Origin of the sequence: Vibrio sp. ER1A (assembly GCF_000733315.1) — a bacterium.
Lineage (GTDB): Bacteria > Pseudomonadota > Gammaproteobacteria > Enterobacterales > Vibrionaceae > Vibrio > Vibrio mediterranei.
This window is the reverse complement of record NZ_JPJA01000092.1, coordinates 448039-449965: the sequence shown is the minus strand read 5'-3', so window position 1 is coordinate 449965 and position 1927 is coordinate 448039. Positions and strand designations below refer to the sequence as shown.

General features: G+C 43.3%; 3 protein-coding genes. 1 reads left to right on the top strand and 2 read right to left on the bottom strand.

Annotation, left to right across the window (positions count from 1 at the left end; all coding sequences use genetic code 11):
* The first annotated feature begins 239 nt into the window (after positions 1-239).
* Complete coding sequence (locus tag HW45_RS20510; protein WP_038229321.1) at positions 240-611, top strand: hypothetical protein; 372 nt, start codon at positions 240-242, stop codon at positions 609-611.
* Between the two features lies 1 nt (position 612).
* Here HW45_RS20510 and HW45_RS20505 read toward each other — a convergent pair whose 3' ends face one another.
* Positions 613-1029, bottom strand: coding sequence for a MarR family winged helix-turn-helix transcriptional regulator (locus tag HW45_RS20505; protein ID WP_038229320.1), 417 nt, complete (start codon positions 1027-1029; stop codon positions 613-615).
* Positions 1029-1916, bottom strand: a complete 888-nt coding sequence (dmeF, locus tag HW45_RS20500; RefSeq protein WP_038229318.1) for a CDF family Co(II)/Ni(II) efflux transporter DmeF — start codon at positions 1914-1916, stop codon at positions 1029-1031. The genes HW45_RS20505 and dmeF overlap by 1 nt, the downstream gene beginning before the upstream one ends.
* Between the last annotated feature and the right edge of the window lie 11 nt (positions 1917-1927).

The window sequence follows — 1927 nt, the reverse complement described above, 5'->3', positions numbered from 1 at the left end:
AATTACGATTGGAATATGCACTCGTTATCTATCAAACTCATTAATAACATTTGAATTAATTAAATTTCACTACGGCTATTTAGGTAACAGGTAAGTTTATTGCAAACCAATAGGAGGCTAATGATGACCAATACTTTTGTTTTGTTTGAGTGCACTGCTAAGCTGAAATAATCCTTTGTAACTTAACTCGACACGACGAGTGGCAACCTATCATTATCAATGAGATTAGGGAGGAGGAATTGCCAAGTATCATTCAGGAATGTAATAGAGAGCTCAAAAAGGTGTTGTTATTCTACCCTGAAGAGCAGAGATCAAGCGTCGATTGTATGCTGGCTCAGTTGATGTGCTGTGAAATATTTCTAATTCAGTACCCTATTCTTAATCACTTTCGAGGCAATAGTTCGCCTTGGTATCACGTCCAGAATATCCGCTATCAGCTGTTGTCACAGAAAAATGAGAAAGAATTGAGTGGTTATGAGCTCGTCATTTTTCAAGGTTGGTCAATGGCGAAAATTGATGATGCTCGGATTTATGAAAAGCCAATACCAGAGCGAGTACGTCGCGCGTATTTAGACTATCAATTCTTCGTCGACAGCCTGGCTTCCGACTAGCCTAGAACTCGCTATTCATCTTTGTGAGACATGAAATCAACAAGGCTTCTTGTTCCGGCTCGATATGCCTCGTTAAATCTTTAACTAAATCTAAATGCAACTGGTTATGATGACGATGAATCTCTTGCCCTTGCTGTGTTAGCGCCACCACGATGGCACGACGATCATTAGGGTGTGGCAAGCGTTCCATCAGCTTGGCAGCAACAAGTTTATCTACTTGAACCGTTAATGTGCCCGTAGTAATGCCGAGCTTGTCGGCAAGCTCTTTCATTCTCATAGCACCATGAATACCGAGCACTTCAATGGTGTGGACTTGTGCAAGGGAATAGCTTGTCTCTTTGACCACTGACTGTTCCCATGAAGACATCTTGTCGTAAAACTCGGTAAGCAACTGATTTAACGATTCTAAGTTTCGCATTATGTTGAATGTACTTCTAAAGTGAGATGGTCAATCTTATCAAACTTGCTTAGCTTTTGCTTATACTCATCCAATGAAATACCCGCTTGGTCTATAAGCGTAATTGCCGCTGCATGATGATGTCCACTCACCTTCCAAATATGTAAGTCCGTAACAAGGGCTATTGGCGCAAGCTCATCTTGGATTGCCTTTCGATATTTATCATCGATATTTTCATCAAGCAGAATCGGGCTTGTTTGCTTGAGTAAGTTCAATGTCCACTTACTGATCACTAATGCACCGACCATGCCCATCACCGCATCGAGCCAATTCCAACCATAAAACTTTCCTAGTACCAAGGCCACAATTGCCATCACGGAAGTCAGCGCATCTGCTAGCACGTGTAAGTAGGCTGCTCGCAAATTATGATCATGGTGATGTGTATGTCCATGATGGTGTGAGTGCTCGTGATGATGAGCATCATCATGTCCATGGTGGTGATGGTCACCTAGCAGCAGCATACTGATGACGTTCACTGCCAAGCCAATACAAGCGACGACAATCGCTTCATTAAACTGAATCGACTGTGGATTAAGCAAGCGATGGACCGACTCAACCAACATTAATAACGCAACAATCCCAAGTGCAATAGCACTGGTGTAGCCACCAAGCACACTGACCTTTCCCGTACCAAACGAAAACCTATCATTACTCTGATGTTTTTTCGCATATCGGTAGGCAAACAAGGTAATGCAGAACGCTGCTGCATGTGTGCCCATATGCCAACCGTCTGCCAAAAGCGCCATAGAGCCATAGACCGTGCCCGCGACAATTTCGACTACCATCGTGGTCAGCGTAAGAAGCAGCACGTAAAACGTACGCTTTTCACCTTGATGATTGGTAACTATTCACCCGCGAG